The organism is Bacillus cereus group sp. N21 (assembly GCF_016483395.1).
Classification (GTDB): Bacteria; Bacillota; Bacilli; order Bacillales; family Bacillaceae_G; genus Bacillus_A; species Bacillus_A pseudomycoides.
Genome location: NZ_JAEHBX010000377.1, coordinates 1 through 256, shown reverse-complemented (window position 1 = coordinate 256; position 256 = coordinate 1). Strand labels below are relative to the sequence as shown.

Sequence of the window (256 nt, the reverse complement as noted above, 5' to 3'; positions counted from 1 at the left end):
CTGGTGGATCGTGCAGGAGATTGCGAATAAATTAGGTGCAAACTGGAATTATAGTCACCCAAGTGAAATTTTTGCTGAAATGGCACGCTTATCACCGCTATTCTCACAAGCAAACTATGAAGTACTTGAAGGATGGAATAGTTTCCATTGGGGAAGTTTTGATGGAACGAATACACCGCTACTTTTCCAAGATGGATTTAATTTCCCAGATAAAAAAGCGCGTTTTGCGATTGCTGACTGGGTACGTCCAGCTGAA

At 41.8% G+C, this 256-nt stretch carries 1 protein-coding gene; it reads left to right on the top strand.

Annotation, left to right across the window (positions count from 1 at the left end; translation table 11 throughout):
* A partial coding sequence (locus JDS96_RS31270) for a hypothetical protein (protein WP_199669174.1) occupies positions 1-256 on the top strand: 256 nt, incomplete at both ends.